The following is a 16,602-nucleotide window of genomic DNA, read 5'->3' as shown; positions in this document are numbered from 1 at the left end:
GAGGGACGCCAGGGCAGTCGCCACGGCGCTGTCCTGCCGACGATAGGCGCGTTCCGGCTTGCCCGCTTTCCAATTCCGGCGCAGCTTTCCCCTCCGGCGCATGAGTCGGGTGGCCGGAGAGGAGGGCGATTGAGCGGGCAGGCGTGGGGCGTGTGGGACGGCATCCGGCCGCTGCGACCGCGGGCGCTCATCGCGCGCCGCGAGACGGCGATCGGCCCGATCGGCGTCGTCGCCGCGACCGAACGGCTCGACCGCCCGACCGACTGGACGTTCGAGGAGGCGCATCACACGATCGTCGTGCATCTGGGCGGGCGGATCGACCGGCTCATGTGCGAGTTTGCCGTCGGGCCGTCGGGGCCGGTGCAGCCGGAACGCGGCGACATCTGGATCATCCCCGCGGCGTGCCGCTATGCCGCGCTCGCCGAGGGCGGGCGGGCCGAGTTTGTCGAGCTGCGCGTGCCCACCGCGCTCGTCGGCGACGTGCCGCTTGCGGCGCGGGTGCGGCACCGCGACGATTTTCTCTTCGGATCGGCGGCGCGGCTGGCCGAATTGCTGCGCGGGCCGGGCGGCGGCCTGGCCGACATGGCGGCGCACGCGGTCGGCGATGCGCTGCACCTGCATCTGCGCGCGCGTTATCGACCGGGGTTCCGGCATGGGGCGCGGCGCACGCTGTCGGCATCGCAGCGCGCGGCGCTGGTCGCGGCGATCCGCGACGAGCCCGACGCGCGGCACAGCCTCGATACGCTCGCGGCGCTCGTCGGCATGGACGTGCGGCGCTTCACCGGCGCGTTCCGTGAGGCGTTCGGCGTCACGCCCTGGCAATATGTGCTGCGCGCGCGGCTCGACGCGGCGGCGCGGATGCTGCGCGCGGGCGACGATCCGGTGACCGAAATCGCGCTCGCCACGGGCTTTGCGACGCCCAGCCATTTCGCGACCGCCTTCGCCCGCCGCTTCGGCGCACCGCCGTCGAGCTGGCGGCGCGCGACCTGGCCGGACGCCGGCGCGGGCGGCGTTCCGGTCGCCGCCGGGCGGGAAGAGAGTTTACGGTCCGTTCACGCTCCCCATCTATGATCGCGGACGAGGGACTGCTCGCGCCGCGGGAACCATTATGGCCACGAGCCGGGAAATGGATCGACTGCGCGCCGAACATGCGGCGCTGATGGCGCTGGCGCGCATCATCCTGGCGATGATCGACGACCCCGCGCCGCTGCGTCCCGCCGATCTGGCATCGGCGCGCTCGGCGTTGCGCACCACGCTGGTCCGCCATCTGAAGTGCGAGGATTGGGCGCTGTATCCGCGCCTGCGTGCGAGCGGCGAGGCCGAACTTGTTCGCCTCACCCGCGCGTTTGAACTCGAAATGGGCGACCTCGCCGACAATTTCGCCGCTTATGACGACAAATGGACCGCTGCGCGCGTTGCGGCCGACCGGGCGGGCTTCTGCCGCGAGACGCGGATCGTCTTCGACCTGCTGGGGCGCCGCGTCGAGCGCGAGGAGCGCGAGCTTTATCCGCTCGCCGACAAACTCTATTCGGCAGCGGCGCCGGTGGTCGCGCCGGTCAGGGGCGGATCGACAATTTCCAGCTGAGCGCGACGCGCAAGTCCTGTCCGAAACCCGGCACCGGCTGTTTCCAGGCGTCAGCCAGCTCAAGCCCGATGGTGGCATTGTCGGCGTAGGAGAGCCGAAGGCCGCCGCCCCAGCTGCCGAGCCGGAAGGCTGCTGCCGACGTCGACGCGCGCGCGGCGAGCCGGACGTCCGCATAATCGGCAAAGGCATAGATTTCGCTCTTCGCCATTCGGCCGTTTTGAATTGGGCGCAACGCGAGTTCGCCAAATGCCGCATAGCCGCGATCGCCGCTGACCAGCCCGTCGTCGAACGCACGGCCAAATGTGGCGCCGCCGACGCTGAAGCGTTGCGCGGCGGGCAGACGGTCGCGCGACCAGCGTCCTGTCGCGGCGATGCGTGCGATAACCGCTTTCCCGAACGACTGGTTCGCCTCGACGCCGACGTCGGCATAGGCGAAACCGACCTCTCCGATCGCCGGATCGACGCGCGCGCCAGCGATGTCGAGCCCCTTGGCCACACCGATACGCGCGCCAACCGCGGTGCGGTCCTCGGACAGGCGAAAGGCCAGGCTGCCGCCCGCGATCCAGCTTTTTTCGGCCGCGATTGTCGACCCGAACAGAGCATTTTTGGAATCGAGATAATCGACGCGGATGACCGCGACGAGATTGCGCCGCGCGGCGCGAACGACCGGATGGGTGAGGGCAAAGCCCGCGCTCCAGGCTTCACCGTCGACCGCCAGCCCTTCGGGCCGGGTGCGTAGCGCCGCGCCCGACAGCTCGGCGCGCGTGCCGCCCGCGCCCAGCGGGGTCGAATGGCGGGCGGCAAGGTAGAGAAGTGAACGGAAGTTGACGGCCGCCGCGCCGCTGAGCCGCGTTTCGTCGCCGCTGCGCAACAGGCTGGTGCCGCGCGCATTGGCATCCACGATGCCGTCGTTGGCGAAACGACTGGTGCGCGTGGTGAAACCGAGGCCGAGCGTGGGTCTTTTTGCATCGACGGCGAGGTCGAGCGCCACCGCGCCCTGCTCGCCGCCGAGCGCCAGCCTGGGCGTGACGGCGACGCCGGGGATATCGGCGATGTTGCCAAGCGCGCGCTCGAATTGCGCGCGCGGCAGCGGACGTTCGGCGGTCAGTGGCGCGGCCATGCGCGCGATGAGCGGCGCGGGGCCGCTTTCGCTTTCGCCGCTCAGCGTGACCGAGCCGATATAGCCTTCGGCCGAGGCGACGGTGACGATCCCGTCCGACAGATCCTGTTCGGGGATGACCAGTGTGAAGAGCGCGACGCTCGACCGGTTGTAGGCGCGGGTCATCGCCGCCGCGAGCTTTGCCAGATTGTCGGCCGATGCGCGGCGCCCGACGAAGCGCTGCGCCGCGCGGGCCACGTTGGCGGGCACGCCGGCGCCCACGAAACGGATTTCGCGGATCGTGACATCGGGGCGAGCGCCGAGTTCGACCGTGCCGAGCGCGACGTCGCGCGGCGCGGGATCGGGCAGCGGATCGCGGCTGCGATCAGGAGCTAGCGGGGGGCGCCCATCGAGCGGCGCCGCGGCGGGCTGGGCGGCGAGCGCCGCGACGGGCAGGAGCCAGGCCCCCATCACCGTCGCGACGCCGGCGGTGCGCAAGCGACGCATCGCGGAGCTTCTCAGTCGCCACCCTTGGGTTTCAGCCCACCAAGAACTCCACCGACGGTGCCGGTAACACCCTGGACCACGCCGGTTACGGCATTGCCGCCCTTGCCGTCGCCGCCCGTGGTGCCACCGCCGACCTGCGCCAGCGCGCCGGTCGCGGTCGAGACGACATTGCCGACCAGCGCAACGGGCGTGGCGGCAGGCGACCCGTTTGCGCCGCCGGTCAGCCCAGCGGTGACGCCGCCGAGCAGATTGCCCCCCGTGCCGGGCTGCACGGTGACGAGCTGCCCGCCCGAGCCGACGCCGACGGTCAGCAGGCTGCCGTTCTGTTGGCCCGGGGACAGGATGCTCGCGCCGATCAGCGGCGAGGCGTCGGGGCTGCCGAGTGCGGTGGCCTTGCCAATCGTCGCGGTGATCAGCTCGCCCGGCGCGGCGGTAAGGCCGTCAACCAGATATTGCTGTCCGTTTCCGGTCTGGACAAGCGCAACGCCGGTGCTTTTGACGACGCCGACGACCGTGCCGACGAGATTGGCGTCGCCGGGAAGCCGGCTGTCGACTGCGCTCGCGAGCAGCAGGCCCTTGTCGGCAACGACATTAACGAGACTGCCCGACTTGACGAGCACGCCGCCGATCACGGGATTGACGTTCGCTGGATCGCCGGTGTTGGCGAGAAGGCCGGTGCCGGCGATTCCCGATGGCCCGACGAGCCCCCCCACCGCCAGGGCGCCGGCATCGCCGAGACCGAGCGCTCCGCCAGCCGGGCCTGCGGGACCGGCGGGACCGGCGGGACCGGCTGGTCCGGCGGGACCGGCCGGTCCGGTGGCGCCGACGGGCCCCGCAGGCCCGGCAGGGCCGACACTGCCGACGCGGTAACTGCCCGAGGATTCGCATGCCGCCAACACGAGGCAGGCGGGCAAAAGAACAAGATGAGCCGAGCGGATTTTGAGACAGGACAAAGGCATGACACTTCCCCTTCGTACATGATCTGGTCCCTGACCGCGATATTCACGCTTGAATGAAAAGGTTCCATAAAATCTTGATAATTCTTGAACATGTCGAGGATGGTAAACAAGTAAATTGCCAGATCATCGTGCAAAACCGGATAAAATATCTTGCGACATTAACTATAAACTTACTTGCTTTCTTTGGTCGTTCACACGCTTCGGGGCTGCGAATCGACCCAGCGAATCGACCGGAGCGAAAGGTGGCGCGGCGCTATCCGTCCCGACCGGCCTTTCGATTGACGAAGCGGGGGTGCGCCCGCTAGGGCCGCGCATCATTTTATGGGAAAATTGTCCATGACCGATACGCCGCCCGACCGCATGTCGACCAATCCGCGCTCGCCCCATTTCGACCTGGAGGTGCTGCAACGTGGCATCGGTATCCGCTTCAAGGGCAAGGAACGCACCGACGTCGAGGAGTATTGCATCTCCGAAGGCTGGATCCGCGTTGCCGCGGGGAAATCGAAGGATCGCTTCGGCCAGCCGATGACGATCAAGCTGTCGGGCGAGGTCGAGGCGTGGTTCGAGGATGTGGCGGGCGAGGGCGACGCGCCGGTCGCCGACTGATCAGCGACGCATCCTCCGCTCGCATCCGAAGTCGTCATTGCGAGCGCAGCGAAGCAATCTCCAGCTATCGTCACGCACGATCGGTGGCTGGAGATTGCTTCGTCGCTACGCTCCTCGCAATGACGAGGGGCTCAACATGGTAAGCAGATAAGCGCCGACTGAGCCGTTTCGTGCCCTTTCGGCGCCCCAAAACAGAAACCACCCGGAGCGGCGGGCCGCCCCGAGTGGCTTTGTCGCTCGTCGAGCCCTTGGAGGTGGGGGGTAGGCTCAGTTGCCGAGCGAGGCGGCAACGACCTCGAGGCCGTTGCCGGGTTTCCAGTCCTGTTGTGCCCAGACCGGCGCCTCGAAGCTCGGCGCCGGATTTGCGCCGCCCGGTTCGCCGTCGGCGTAGATGAAACCCTGCACCGGATTGGCGCGCAGGCCGAGGTCGCCGATCGGGGCGTACCAGACGCGCACCAGGCTCCAGTCGCCGGCATCGCTGACGTCGACGACGCGCACGCCGCGTTCGATCTGGCCGCGGCGGCCGTTGATCGGCGACCAGTTCGCATGGTCGATCAGGATTTCGCGGTCGCTGACGATTTTTTTGACCACCGCGACATGGCCCATCGGCATCCCGCGCGTGCCCGCAAAGGCCATGACGGCGCCCAGCCGCGGTTCGTTGCCGCGCGCATAGCTGCCCGCCGCCTGCGCCCACCAGGTCTTGGCATTGCCGCGAATGTCGACGCCCGATTCGGCGCGTGCGAAGGGGACGCATTGCAAATAGGATCTGGCCGCGGCGGGGACGCTGGCGAGCAGCCCGGCAAGCGTCAGCAGCGACGCAAGCGCGGCAGGCAGAAAGCGGCGTTGGAACATGGAATGCGACCCCCGGCTTGTTTTCAAGCGTGGGAGCGTCTTTGCCACGCCGGGCGGCATTCACCACCCGTCCAGCGACGAGCCGCGCCACCGATGCGGCGGACGGCGGAACCTCTTGTTCAGGCACTCGATTCGTCGTGCGCGCTATTCGGCTGGCCGCGCCGCTCTTCTTTCGCCCCCGCCTTCGCCGGGGGCGACGGTCGTTACGCCGCAGCCGTCGCCACATCGTCGGGGCGGCGGAACAGCGTCAGCACGTCGCTCGCGGGCATCGGGCGCCCGTAATAATAGCCCTGGATGTTCGAGCAGCCGAAGCTGCGCAGCGTTTCGACCTCCAGTTCGGTTTCGGCGCCCTCGGCGGTGGTCGACATGCCGAGGCTGTCGGCGAGCGCGACGACGGCGCGGATGATCGCGATCGATTCGATGCTGCCCTTGGCGGCGCCGACGACGAAGCTGCGGTCGACCTTGATCGTCGAGAATTGCGTCTTGCGCAAATAGCCGAGCGACGAATAGCCGGTGCCGAAATCGTCGAGCGACAGGCGGATGCCGAGCGCGATGAGCTGGTCGAGCAATTGCGCGGCGCCCCCGCCGTCGCGCAGGAAGACGCTTTCGGTAACCTCGATCTCCAGCCTTTGCGGCGGGAGTCCGCTCTGCGCGAGTGCCGAGACGACGACCGACGCGAAGCTGGGGTCGGTGAGCTGGTCGGCCGACACGTTGATCGCGACCTTCAGGTTCGACGGCCATTTCATCGCCTCGCGGCATGCGGTGCGCAGCACCCATTCACCGATCGGCGAGATGAGGCGCGCATCCTCGGCGAGCGGGATGAAACGGCCCGGCGAGACATTGCCGAGCTTCTGGTTGGTCCAGCGGAGCAGCGCCTCGAATCCATTGAGCGTACCGTCGGCGGCGGTGACGACGGGCTGGTAATAAAGCTCGAACTCGCCGCGTTCGAGCGCGCCGCGCAATTCCTGTTCCATGACGCGCCGTTCCTCGGCCTGGGCGTGGAGCGAGGCGACATAGGCGGCGACGACATTCCCGCCGCGATCCTTTGATTTATAAAGCGCAAGGTCGGCGTTGCGCGTCAGCGTCTCGACCGTCGCGCCGTCGGTCGGGCCGATCGCATAACCGACGCTGGCGCCGACGAACAGCTGGTGATTGTCGACGACATAGGGCCGGCTGATCGTCGCGATGATCCGCTGCGCGAGGTCTTCGGCGGCCGCGCCGGAGGCGACATTGTGGAGCACAACGGCAAATTCGTCGCCGCCGAGGCGGCCGCAGGTCATGCCGCGCTCCATCAAGGCCTTCAGCCGCGCCGCGACCTGCGCCAGCAATTTGTCGCCGACGGGGTGGCCCAGCGTATCGTTGACCGCCTTGAAGCGATCGAGGTCGATCATCAGCAGGGCGCAGCGCGATTTGGCCTCGACGGCGCGGGCGAGCGCGCGGGCCAGATCCTCGTTGAGGCTGAGCCGGTTGGGCAGGCCCGTAAGATTGTCGAAGCGCGCCATTCTTGCAATCTGTTCGGCGGTTGCGCGCTGTTCGGTGACGTCGGACCCGACCCCGCGAAAGCCGAGGAACTTGCCCGATTCGTCGAGGCGCGGCGACGCCGACAATTCCCACCAGCGCGGGCGGCCACCGATCGACACCGGCACGATCAGGTTCGAGAAGCTTTCGCGCCGCTTCATCCGTTCGGCCATGTCGTGCAGGCTCTTGGGGAACAGTCCGGTGTCCCACGCATCGCCCGACAGCGCCTGGAGCAGCGGCACGCCTTCGAGCCGGTCGGCGCTGCTGCCGAGCGCATAGGCGAGGCGCGGCGAAACATGGACGAGGCGGCGGTTGCTGTCGGTCTGCCACAGCCAGTCGGCCGAGGTTTCCTCGAACTCGCGCAGCAGCAGGCTGACCGTTTCGCTCTTTTCGTGCAGCGTCTCCTCGGCGCGGCGCGAACGGATGTGGATTTGCGCAAAACGGACGCAGAAGCCCGAAAGCAGAATGCCTGCGACAAGCGTGACCGCGCCGATTTCCGGCGCCCCGGCCAATCCGAGCGCCGCCGCCGCGGACAGCGAAACGGGCATGATGAACAGGGTGCAGGCCAGCGGAACGCTGTGCGCGACGATCGCCAGCGTGAGCATCATCAGCACCGCGATCGTCCACATCGACAGGATATGGTCGATGCCGGGGGTGAGCCCCTGAAGCCAGAAGGGCGCCCCCCAGAGCAGCGCCGAATAAAGCGCGTGGCGATTGCACAGCCGGTATTCGACGCTCCCCGGCAGCTTGGGATCGCCGAGCGGCAGACCGCGAAACCGGCGCCACGACCAGAGGCTGAAGAAAAGCGATGCACCGAGCCAGCCGCCGGCGACCGGCAGCGCGACATGGTGAAGCATCGTCACAAAGGCGACGAGCGCCATGCCGAGCCCCATGCTGAGCCGCAGCGCGCCGCGGCCACGAAGCGGCGCGAGTTGGAGCTGACGGAGGTTGCCGAGATCCTGACCCCGCGGCCCCAGCCCCAGCAGGGTGCGCGCGGGTATGACGTCGGCGGCAGTCGGATCGGTCGGCAGGCTTTTCACCCGGCCGGTTTAACGGGTGCGGGTTACCCGAAGGTAACCATCGCGCTGCGGCGTGGCGAATTTCTGTGCCGCGCGGGGACTGGATGGAGGATTGCGTGGAAATGACGGGTTTTGGAGGTGGATTCCCGACTTTCGCTTATTCGTCATCCCGGCCTTCGCCGGGATGACGATGGCATTGAGGTCAGCATTCGGGCGTCAACAGCGTTTCCCGCCCTTACGCCGCAATCGCAAAAGGCTGGATTTCCCCCGCCAGATATTGCGCGCGCGCCTTCGACCGGCTGAGTTTGCCCGAACTGGTGCGCGGCAGCGTGCGCGGCGGGATCAGTTCGACGAGGCAGTTCATGCCGGTGATCGCGCGGACGCGCTCGCGGATCGTCTCGCGCAGCGCGGCGCGTTCGGCATCGTCGCTGGTGCGGCACTGGACGAGCACCGCGGGGGTCTCTTCGCCGCCCGGCGTGGTGATCGCAAAGGCGGCGATGTCGCCCGACTTGAAGCCGGGCAATTGCTCGACCGCCCATTCGATGTCCTGCGGCCAGTGATTCTTGCCGTTGATGATGATCATGTCCTTGGCGCGGCCGACGATATAGATGTAACCGTTTGACATATAACCCATATCGCCCGTGTCGAGCCAGCCGTCCTTCATGCAGGCCGCGGTCGCTTCGGGGTCGCGGTAATATCCGGTCATCAGCGACGGACCGCTGCACCACACCTTGCCGACCGTCTGGTCGGGGAGCGGATTGCCTGCCTCGTCGCGGACCTCGATGGTCATGTCCTTGACCGCCTTGCCGCAGTTGACGATCGCGCGATAGCGCGTCGGGCGGCCCGAATCGTTCGCGGCGCCCGACAGCTCGGTTTCCTCGACCAGTTCGACGACGATGCCTTCGCCCGGCGGCATGATGCTGACCGCCAGCGTCGCTTCGGCGAGGCCGTAGCTCGGCAGGAAGGCGCTCGCCTTGAATCCCGCATCGGCGAAGGCGTCGACAAAGGCCTGCATCACGTCGGGACGGATCATGTCGGCGCCATTGCCCGCGACACGCCAGCGCGACAGGTCGAACCGGTCGGCGACATGGCTCTGGCTGGAAATGCGGCGCGCGCAAATGTCATAGCCGAAGGTCGGCGAATAGCTGAGCGTCGTTCCTTCGTTGCGGCTGATGAGGTCGAGCCAGGCGAGCGGGCGGCGGGCGAAATCCTCGGTCTTCAAATAATCGACCGAAACCTGGTTCGCGACGGGCGAGAGCAGGCAGCCGACGAGTCCCATGTCGTGATACCAGGGCAGCCACGACACGCACCGGTCGCTGTCCTGCAGCTTCATGCCGTGCGAATGCGCCGACAGATTGTTGAGCAATGCGCCGTGCGTCACCGCGACGCCGTGCGGGAAGCGGGTCGAGCCGCTGCTGTACTGAAGATAGCAGGTTTCGCCCGTTTTCTGCTCGGGCAGCTCGGCGACGGGGGCCGCGCGCCCGGCAAAGCTGGTCCAGTCGATCGGTTCGACCCCGCGCTGCTCGGCCGCCTCGGCCGCCATCGCGGCGATTTCGGGCGGGAAGAACAGCATCTTGGGATCGCAGCTCGTCAGCTGGACGACGAGCTGGCCGACATAGGAGTCGCGCCCGCCAAAGCTCGTCGGCAGCGGCAGCGGCACCGGCCAGGCGCCGGCATAGATGGTGCCGAAAAAGAGTGCGGCGAACTCGGGGCCGGTTTCGGCGATCAGTGCGATTCGGTCGTTGGGCTTCACCCCCGCGGCGATCAGGCGATAGGCGGCCGCGAGCGCGTCGGCGCGGAGCTCGCTATAGGGGTAGGGGCGCACCAGACGCCCACGCGGATCGTGGAAATTGAGCCCGCGGGTGCCCGCGGCGGCATAGTCGAGCGCTTCGCCCACGGTGGCGAAATCCGAAAAGCGGCGCGGTTGCGCGCACAGGGTAGGGGTCGGCACGAGCGTGTCGGCCGACGCGGCATGATTTTCGGTCATAAGGGGTGCGACGTCCCTCGATTCGGGGGGCGCAGCAACAAGCATGTCATCTTTCTGTGCCATGAAGCGTGCGCGAACCCTGCGTTGTTTGAACAAATCGCCCATTTCCGGGCCTTGACGCCCGATATGGCGGTGTTGATCGTTCTCAATCGGGCCCGACTGTGGCACAAACATGGCACATGCCCAAGCCTTGTGCTCCGTTCGACCGTTCCAGAAAGCCGCTCGACGCAGCGAAGCTCGACGAGCTGGCGCTTGCCTATGTCGCGCGATTCGCGACGAGCCGGGCGAAACTGCTGCGCTATCTCGCAAGAAAAGTGCGCGAATCCGAATGGAAGGACGAAAGTGACGCCATGGCGGCGTGCGAGGCCATCGCCGACCGGATGGAGGCGCTCCGCTATCTCGACGACCGCCAATATGCGGCGATGCGTGGCCAGGCGATGACGCGGCGCGGGCTGGGGGTGCGGCGCGTCAAGGCGCAGCTTTACGTCGATGGAATCGCCGCGGCGGACAGCGGCGAAGCGATCGCCGCGGCGGAGCGCGCGGCGGTCGCGGCGGCGATCGGCTTTGCACGGCGGCGACGTTTGGGGCCTTTTGCCGTGCGCGCCGACGACGACCCCCGGCTGCGCGAGCGACACGTCGCGGCCTTTGCGCGCGCGGGGCATTCGCTCGCGCTCGCGCGGCGTATCCTGGCGCTCGCGCCGGGGGACGAGGATGCGCTGGCGGCGCTGGACGATGAAGCAGCGCTGGATTAGCCCCTATACTCCGCATCGGGCGGTCATCCCGGCGAAGGCCGGGATCTCGCCCGTGCGGAACGAAGTTGACGGCGAGATCCCGGCCTTCGCCGGGATGACGATCAAGAGGCTGAGTTTCCGATGCGTATCTTTCTGACGGCCCTGGCTCTGTCGTTTGCGTTGCCGATGGCGGGGTGCAGCCGCGATGCAGGCGAGGCGGAGCGTGCGGCGACGGCGGCGGTGACGATCAGCATGGCGGGCACGGCGCACCGCTTCGACGTCGAGGTGGCGCGCACCGATGCGGAGCAGAAGCGGGGCCTCAAGTTCCGCACCAGCCTGCCCGCGAACGGCGGGATGCTCTTTCCGTTCGAGAAACCGCGGATCGCAAGTTTCTGGATGCAGGACACGCTGATCCCGCTGGACATGATCTTCATCCGCGCCGATGGCAGCATCGACCGCATCGCCGAAAACACCATCCCCGGATCGCTCGAACCCGTCGCGAGCGGCGGCGAAGTGGCGGCGGTGCTCGAACTCGCGGGCGGCACCGCGGCGAAGCTGGGGATCGACGAGACGGCAAAGGTGACGTGGAAGGAATAGGCGGCCAATCGGCGAGCAATTCGCTTGCGAAGCCCGCACCCTTGGCTGTAAACGCCGCAGCCATGAGCATCCTGGGCAAGATTTTCACCTGGTGGGACGGCGCGACCGTCGGCACATTGCTGAACAGCTGGGCGCGCGGCGAAAGGGTCGGCGAGGACAGCCTGGGCAATGTCTATTATCGCGCCAAAAAGGGGCCCCGCCGCTGGGTGATCTATAAGGGATCGAACGACGCGAGCCGCGTGCCGCCCGAATGGCACGGCTGGCTGCACGGCACCTTCGACGAACTCCCCGCCGACGTGCTGCCCGCGCCGCGCGCCTGGGAAGGCGAACCGACCCCCAATCTGACCGGCAGCGCGGGCGCCTATCGCCCCGCGGGCGCGCTCGAACGCGGCGGCCGCCGCGCCGCCGCGACCGGCGATTACGAGGCCTGGCGGCCCGGCGCCGATTAATGCCGCGGCCGCTTTCGACCGCACTGATCGCGCTAGCCGCCGCGACGGCGCTGGCCGGATGTGACCGCCCCCCCTCGAACGGCAGCAAGACCGTCCCGACGGCGCTGAAGTCGGAGCGCGTTCCGGCCGAAATCGGCGGCATCGAGGGCGCAACCCCGATGGCCGAGCGCGTCGCGGTGCTGGGCCTGCTCAACAAGCGCAACGGGCTGGTCCGCGAACTGGAGATGAAGCCCGGCGACTCGCTGCGCGTCGGCCGCGCGATCGTCCGGCTGCGCGCGTGCGAACAGACGGCGCCATGGGAAGACCCGCCCGAAACCGGCGCCTTCGTCCAGCTTTCCGTGCAGGACCAGCGCGACGACAAGTGGCGCCGCGTCTTTTCGGGCTGGCTTTTCCGCGAGCGGCCCGACCGCAATGTGATCGAGCATCCGATCTATGACGTCTTCGTCAAAAGCTGTGCGATGACATATCCGGGCGGCGAGCCGGTCGAACGCTCGGCCCCCAAGGCCTCCGCGCCCAAGGCATCGAGCGCGCCCCAGTCGCCCGCGACGAACGGCGGCGAGGGCACGGAAACCCCCGCCGCGCCTGCTCCCGCTCCGGCCCCGGCCCCTGCGCCGTCGCCCCCTGCCAACACCGAATAGAGCCGCGCCAGATAGTCGGCCTGGCGGATTTCGATCGCGCCGAGGCTGGCGAGGTGCGGGGTGATGAACTGGCAGTCGAGCAGTTTCCAGCCGCCCGCAATGAGCCGCGCGACGAGATGCGCCAGCGCGACCTTCGACGCGTCGCGCACGCGGCTGACCATCGATTCGCCGAAAAAGGCGCGGCCGAGCGTGACGCCGTAAAGCCCGCCGACGAGCACATCGTCCTGCCAGCATTCGACGCTGTGCGCATGGCCGAGCCGGAACAGCCGGTCATAGCTCGCCCGGATGACGGGGTTGATCCACGTCGTCGGCCGGTCGTCGGCGGGCTCGGCGCAGAGCGCGACCATGTCGGCAAAGGCGGTGTCGGTGGTGACGCGGAAGCGGTCCGACACGATGATTTTTTTCAGGCTGCGCGAGAGGTGAAAGCCGTCGAGTGGCAGGATCGCGCGCAGCCGCGGCTCGACCCAATGGACCGACGGGTCGTCCGCCCCGTCGGCCATCGGGAAAATCCCCTGCGCATAAGCGCTCAGCAGCAGCGCAGGGTCGATGGACTCAATCGGCTTCAGCTTGCAGGCTTCACGAACTTCAGCGTCATCCGGTCCGATTCGCCGATCGCGACATATTTGGCGCGGTCGACCTCGCCTTCGCGCAGGTTCGGCGGCAGCGTCCAGACGCCCTTTTCATAATCCTTGGTGTCCTGGGGATTGGCGTTGATCTCGCTCTTGCCCGCCAGCTTGAAGCCCGCGGCTTCGGCAAAGGCGATGATCGAGCTTTCCTTCATATAGCCCGATTTTTCTTCCTTTGCGGCGTCGTCGTCCTCGTTCAGCCGATGCTCGACGACACCCAATGTGCCGCCGGGTTTCAGCATCGCGAAAATCTGCTTGAAAGCGTCGGCGGTCTTGTCGGCGCCGCCGAAGCGCCAGTTGTGGACGTTGCGGAAGGTGAGCACGACGTCGGCGCTGCCGTCGGGCACCTTCGGCCCGGCGCCTGTGGCGGGAAACTCGGCCAGTTTCAGCGCGCCATAGGTGGCGGCGTCGGCGGCCTGTTTTTCCTTGATGCGATTGAGCCCGCGTTCCCACGGCGCCGCGACATAGAGCGTGCCGCCGCCGGCCTTCGCCAGCGGGGCGAGGATTTCGGTGTACCAGCCGCCGCCGGGCCACAGCTCGACCACCGTGTCGCCGGGCTTCACGCCGAAAAAGGCGAGGGTTTCGGCGGGGTGGCGGTATTTGTCGCGCTCGACGTTCGCGGGGGTGCGCGTCGGCGCGGCCACCGCGGCGGCGATTGCGTGATGCGCCTGGTGCGCGGCGTGGCCGTCGCCATGATGGTCGGCAAGGACCGCCGCGGGGGTGGCGAGGGCGAGGGCACTACTTGCAACGAGGATCAGCGAACGCATATGGGCAACCTCTCTTTTGGGGGACTGTCCCCTGTTTGCGAAGGTGCGCGCGTCAATGCAAGTGTCGATGCTGTCGGTGGCGATTGCGGCGGGGGCGTTGTTCGGCGTTGCCGAGATCGCGAACTGGCGCCGCAACAACCGGCGCGACGTCGATGCCGTCGGTTTCATGCCGTGGCGCGGGATCGCGCTGGCGTCGGCGGGGGTGGCGTTTTTGGCCGCAGCACTGGCGTTGAGGCCGTGATTCCCGGCGGTCTTATGGGGTGCGCGACGGCGGATTGCGACCGGTTGCGGACGGTTCCTCTCCCCTCCCGCTTGCGGGAGGGGTCGGGGGTGGGCAGCGACGGTGCGGTAGCCCACCCCGCTGCGACTAACGAGCAAGCTCGCAAGTCTCGCTGCCCCTCCCGCAAGCGGGAGGGGAGAAAGTCAACATCCGCTTCCCACCCCAAAGCTGACCTACGCCTTCGGGCAATCGCCTGTCTTTACAGACACGCCTCCAGATACGGCTGGTCGAACCCATATTGCCGCGCTTTTTCCAGCGTGTAGGGACGCAAGCCCATCGAGCGATATTCGCCGACGATCTTGCCGTCCTTGTCCTCGTCCAGATATTCGAACTTGAACAATTCCTGGGTGACGATGACGTCGCCTTCCATGCCGATCACTTCGGTGATGTTGGTGACGCGGCGCGAACCGTCGCGCAGGCGCTTGATCTGGACGATCAGGTCGACCGAGTCGGCGATCTGTTTCGAGATCGCTTCCTTCGGGATCTTGATGTCGCCCATCAGCACCATATTTTCCATACGGCCGAGGCATTCGCGCGGGCTGTTGCTGTGCAGCGTACACATCGACCCGTCGTGACCGGTATTCATCGCGGCGAGCAGGTCGAAACATTCGGCGCCGCGAACCTCGCCCATGATGATGCGGTCGGGGCGCATTCTGAGCGCGTTCTTGACGAGATCGCCCATGTGGATCGCGCCGTTCCCTTCAAGGTTCGCGGGGCGCGTTTCGAGCGGCAGCCAGTGCGGCTGTTGCAGGCGAAGTTCGGCGGCGTCCTCGATCGTCAGCACGCGTTCGCCGGGGTCGATCATCTTGGAAAGGGCGTTGAGCATGGTGGTTTTACCCGAACCCGTGCCGCCCGAAATGACGATGTTGAAGCGGCTGGCGCCCGCGATTTTCAGCGCGGTGCACATCTTCTGGCTCATCGCGCCCCATTGGCACAGCATGTCGAGCGTGATCGGCTTGGCCGAGAATTTGCGAATCGAGATGGCGGTGCCGCGCAAGGACAGCGGCGGGACGATCACATTGACGCGGCTGCCGTCCTTCAAACGCGCGTCGGCGAGCGGCGTCGTCTGGTCGACGCGGCGGCCGACGAGGTTGCAGATGCGCTGCGCGATCTGGAACAGATGCTGTTCGTCGCGAAACTGGATCGGCGCGAGCATCAGCTGACCCTTGCGCTCGACATAGGTTTGATAGGGACCGTTGACCATGATGTCGGAAACGTCGGGATCGGCGAGCAATTCCTCCAGCGGGCCAAAGCCGAGCAGTTCGTCGACGAGCACCTTCTCGAGCGCGAATTGTTCGCGCCGATTGAGCGTGATGCGAAGCTCGGCGAGCACTTCGAGGATGATCGGGCGAAACTCTTCGGTCAGCTCGTCCTTCGACAGCGTCGCCGCGGCCTCGGGATCGACACGCTCGAGCAGGCGCGGCAGCACCTGTTCCTTGATCTTGTGGACGCTCGCCTCGAACCCCTGCGCTTTTTCGGGTTCGGCCATCTCGGCGGTCGAGCGCTGGTTGAGTCGTTCCATCGCATCGTCTTCGGGCGACAGCGACGACGGCATCGGCAGCGGGGTTTCGGCGGGCGTGTCAATCGCGGGGAACTGGGTTCCACCGGGTACGGCGGCGCCAGTCTGCATCGGCTTCGCCACGCCAAAGGCGGGGCGGCCAGCGGCTCCGGGTCGGCGTCCGAATGCACTCATTCGCTTTATCCTGCTTTCCAAATTCCTTCGGGCATGATCCGCAGCCGCGGACGCACCCTCATCGGACAGGGTGAATAAATCGGAAACTTTGACATTGTCCTAATGCGATCGGACTGGAGATGCAGAGGCGGCGGTTTTTGCGCCGTGCCGGTGTCCGCTTTGGGGTGGATTCCTGCCTTTCCCTTATCCGTCATCCCGGCGAAGGCCGGGATCTCGCCGGTGCGGTAAACCGATAGGGTGAGATCCCGGCCTTCGCCGGGATGACGATAAAGTTGAGGGCAACTACCGGTCGCAAGCCGCTATTCGCACGAGGGCTGAATGCGCTGCCCCCCAACGAAAAAGCCCGCATCCGGTCGGGATGCGGGCTTTCGATCGCCGTGGACGGGCGAAAAAATCAGCCGGCGATATGCTCTGCCAGCACGGTGAGGCCCGCTTCATTGACTTCGGCAAAGCCGCCTTCGACCTCGATCACTTCGGGCGCGGCGCCCTGCGACGCATAGATGGTCAGCGGGCCATTGCGCAGCGTCGCCATGAAGGGCGCATGGCCTTCGAGCACCGAAAAATCGCCCTCGGTCCCCGGAACGGTGACCATATGGACGTCGGCGGACCGCTCGAGGCGGGCGGGAGTGACGAGTTCGAACTTCAGAGCCATGTCTTCATTCCTAAAGCCCTCTCCCCTGAAGCGGAGA

Annotated in this window: 16 protein-coding genes and 1 pseudogene; 8 read left to right on the top strand and 9 right to left on the bottom strand. The window is 67.1% G+C overall.

Features of this window, described 5'->3' with window-relative positions:
- The first annotated feature begins 129 nt into the window (after window positions 1-129).
- Both SPYCA_RS12175 and SPYCA_RS12170 read left to right on the top strand, forming a co-directional pair.
- Window positions 130-1,071 carry a helix-turn-helix domain-containing protein gene (locus SPYCA_RS12175; RefSeq protein ID WP_120220759.1) on the top strand — a complete coding sequence of 314 codons (942 nt, stop codon included), beginning with the start codon at window positions 130-132 and terminating at the stop codon, window positions 1,069-1,071.
- 55 nt (window positions 1,072-1,126) lie between these two features.
- A complete protein-coding gene (locus SPYCA_RS12170) occupies window positions 1,127-1,585 on the top strand; it encodes a hemerythrin domain-containing protein (protein WP_172595056.1) in 459 nt (152 codons plus the stop codon).
- Here SPYCA_RS12170 and SPYCA_RS12165 read toward each other — a convergent pair.
- Together SPYCA_RS12165 and SPYCA_RS12160 are read right to left on the bottom strand one after the other, a co-directional pair.
- Complete coding sequence (locus tag SPYCA_RS12165) at window positions 1,557-3,191, bottom strand: ShlB/FhaC/HecB family hemolysin secretion/activation protein (RefSeq protein ID WP_120220755.1); 1,635 nt, start codon at window positions 3,189-3,191, stop codon at window positions 1,557-1,559. The genes SPYCA_RS12170 and SPYCA_RS12165 overlap by 29 nt on opposite strands.
- 11 nt (window positions 3,192-3,202) lie before the next feature.
- Window positions 3,203-4,150: a hypothetical protein gene (locus tag SPYCA_RS12160; RefSeq protein ID WP_120220753.1), complete on the bottom strand. Its 948-nt coding sequence runs from the start codon at window positions 4,148-4,150 to the stop codon at window positions 3,203-3,205.
- Window positions 4,151-4,486: 336 nt separating this feature from the next.
- Between SPYCA_RS12160 and SPYCA_RS12155 the strand changes: the two genes are divergently transcribed.
- On the top strand, window positions 4,487-4,756 hold the full coding sequence (locus SPYCA_RS12155; RefSeq protein WP_120220751.1) for a DUF3297 family protein: 270 nt from the start codon (window positions 4,487-4,489) through the stop codon (window positions 4,754-4,756).
- A gap of 267 nt (window positions 4,757-5,023) precedes the next feature.
- On the opposite strand, the gene SPYCA_RS12150 is transcribed toward SPYCA_RS12155, so the two are convergent.
- The 3 genes from SPYCA_RS12150 to SPYCA_RS12140 form a co-directional block, all read right to left on the bottom strand.
- Window positions 5,024-5,608 (bottom strand): CHAP domain-containing protein, encoded by a 585-nt coding sequence (locus SPYCA_RS12150; RefSeq protein ID WP_120220749.1) that lies wholly within the window; start codon window positions 5,606-5,608, stop codon window positions 5,024-5,026.
- Between the two features lie 203 nt (window positions 5,609-5,811).
- Window positions 5,812-8,166, bottom strand: a complete 2,355-nt coding sequence (locus SPYCA_RS12145; protein ID WP_120220748.1) for a putative bifunctional diguanylate cyclase/phosphodiesterase — start codon at window positions 8,164-8,166, stop codon at window positions 5,812-5,814.
- 214 nt (window positions 8,167-8,380) lie between these two features.
- Window positions 8,381-10,132, bottom strand: a complete 1,752-nt coding sequence (locus SPYCA_RS12140; RefSeq protein ID WP_120220746.1) for a fatty acyl-AMP ligase — start codon at window positions 10,130-10,132, stop codon at window positions 8,381-8,383.
- Window positions 10,133-10,311: 179 nt separating this feature from the next.
- On the opposite strand from SPYCA_RS12140, the gene SPYCA_RS12135 reads away from it, so the two are divergent.
- The 4 genes and pseudogenes from SPYCA_RS12135 to SPYCA_RS19760 form a co-directional block, all read left to right on the top strand.
- Complete coding sequence (locus SPYCA_RS12135; RefSeq protein ID WP_120220744.1) at window positions 10,312-10,884, top strand: RecX family transcriptional regulator; 573 nt, start codon at window positions 10,312-10,314, stop codon at window positions 10,882-10,884.
- A gap of 120 nt (window positions 10,885-11,004) precedes the next feature.
- Window positions 11,005-11,460, top strand: coding sequence for a DUF192 domain-containing protein (locus SPYCA_RS12130; protein WP_120220742.1), 456 nt, complete (start codon window positions 11,005-11,007; stop codon window positions 11,458-11,460).
- 62 nt (window positions 11,461-11,522) lie between these two features.
- Window positions 11,523-11,909, top strand: a complete 387-nt coding sequence (locus SPYCA_RS12125) for an NADH:ubiquinone oxidoreductase subunit NDUFA12 (protein WP_120220741.1) — start codon at window positions 11,523-11,525, stop codon at window positions 11,907-11,909.
- Window positions 11,909-12,304: pseudogene (locus tag SPYCA_RS19760) on the top strand (DUF2155 domain-containing protein); the annotation flags it as partial. The gene SPYCA_RS12125 and the pseudogene SPYCA_RS19760, both read left to right, overlap by 1 nt.
- A gap of 35 nt (window positions 12,305-12,339) precedes the next feature.
- On the opposite strand, the gene aat reads toward SPYCA_RS19760, so the two are convergent.
- Entirely contained in the window at window positions 12,340-13,104 is a 765-nt protein-coding gene (aat, locus tag SPYCA_RS12115; protein ID WP_120220739.1) for a leucyl/phenylalanyl-tRNA--protein transferase, read from the bottom strand.
- A 5-nt stretch (window positions 13,105-13,109) separates the two neighbouring features.
- Complete coding sequence (locus SPYCA_RS12110) at window positions 13,110-13,940, bottom strand: class I SAM-dependent methyltransferase (RefSeq protein ID WP_120220737.1); 831 nt, start codon at window positions 13,938-13,940, stop codon at window positions 13,110-13,112.
- A 55-nt stretch (window positions 13,941-13,995) separates the two neighbouring features.
- Between SPYCA_RS12110 and SPYCA_RS19065 the strand changes: the two genes are divergently transcribed.
- Window positions 13,996-14,181 carry a hypothetical protein gene (locus tag SPYCA_RS19065; protein WP_146625133.1) on the top strand — a complete coding sequence of 62 codons (186 nt, stop codon included), beginning with the start codon at window positions 13,996-13,998 and terminating at the stop codon, window positions 14,179-14,181.
- A gap of 238 nt (window positions 14,182-14,419) precedes the next feature.
- On the opposite strand, the gene SPYCA_RS12105 is transcribed toward SPYCA_RS19065, so the two are convergent.
- Both SPYCA_RS12105 and SPYCA_RS12100 read right to left on the bottom strand, forming a co-directional pair.
- Window positions 14,420-15,913 (bottom strand): CpaF family protein, encoded by a 1,494-nt coding sequence (locus SPYCA_RS12105; protein ID WP_120220735.1) that lies wholly within the window; start codon window positions 15,911-15,913, stop codon window positions 14,420-14,422.
- A 394-nt stretch (window positions 15,914-16,307) separates the two neighbouring features.
- On the bottom strand, window positions 16,308-16,565 hold the full coding sequence (locus SPYCA_RS12100; protein WP_120220733.1) for an ATP synthase F1 subunit epsilon: 258 nt from the start codon (window positions 16,563-16,565) through the stop codon (window positions 16,308-16,310).
- Between the last annotated feature and the right edge of the window lie 37 nt (window positions 16,566-16,602).

The organism is Sphingopyxis sp. FD7 (genome assembly GCF_003609835.1).
Classification (GTDB): domain Bacteria; phylum Pseudomonadota; class Alphaproteobacteria; order Sphingomonadales; family Sphingomonadaceae; genus Sphingopyxis.
Note: the sequence above shows the minus strand (reverse complement) of the source record. Positions and strands in the feature narration are given on the sequence as shown.

Coding starts and splice junctions, on each gene's coding strand:
- SPYCA_RS12170 (WP_172595056.1), top strand. CDS start 1,127: ATGGATCGACTGCGCGCCGAACATGCGGCGCTGATGGCGCTGGCGCGC.
- SPYCA_RS12165 (WP_120220755.1), bottom strand. CDS start 3,191: ATGCGTCGCTTGCGCACCGCCGGCGTCGCGACGGTGATGGGGGCCTGG.
- SPYCA_RS12160 (WP_120220753.1), bottom strand. CDS start 4,150: ATGCCTTTGTCCTGTCTCAAAATCCGCTCGGCTCATCTTGTTCTTTTG.
- SPYCA_RS12155 (WP_120220751.1), top strand. CDS start 4,487: ATGACCGATACGCCGCCCGACCGCATGTCGACCAATCCGCGCTCGCCC.
- SPYCA_RS12150 (WP_120220749.1), bottom strand. CDS start 5,608: ATGTTCCAACGCCGCTTTCTGCCTGCCGCGCTTGCGTCGCTGCTGACG.
- SPYCA_RS12140 (WP_120220746.1), bottom strand. CDS start 10,132: ATGACCGAAAATCATGCCGCGTCGGCCGACACGCTCGTGCCGACCCCT.
- SPYCA_RS12135 (WP_120220744.1), top strand. CDS start 10,312: ATGCCCAAGCCTTGTGCTCCGTTCGACCGTTCCAGAAAGCCGCTCGAC.
- SPYCA_RS12130 (WP_120220742.1), top strand. CDS start 11,005: ATGCGTATCTTTCTGACGGCCCTGGCTCTGTCGTTTGCGTTGCCGATG.
- SPYCA_RS12125 (WP_120220741.1), top strand. CDS start 11,523: ATGAGCATCCTGGGCAAGATTTTCACCTGGTGGGACGGCGCGACCGTC.
- SPYCA_RS12110 (WP_120220737.1), bottom strand. CDS start 13,940: ATGCGTTCGCTGATCCTCGTTGCAAGTAGTGCCCTCGCCCTCGCCACC.
- SPYCA_RS19065 (WP_146625133.1), top strand. CDS start 13,996: ATGCAAGTGTCGATGCTGTCGGTGGCGATTGCGGCGGGGGCGTTGTTC.
- SPYCA_RS12105 (WP_120220735.1), bottom strand. CDS start 15,913: ATGAGTGCATTCGGACGCCGACCCGGAGCCGCTGGCCGCCCCGCCTTT.
- SPYCA_RS12100 (WP_120220733.1), bottom strand. CDS start 16,565: ATGGCTCTGAAGTTCGAACTCGTCACTCCCGCCCGCCTCGAGCGGTCC.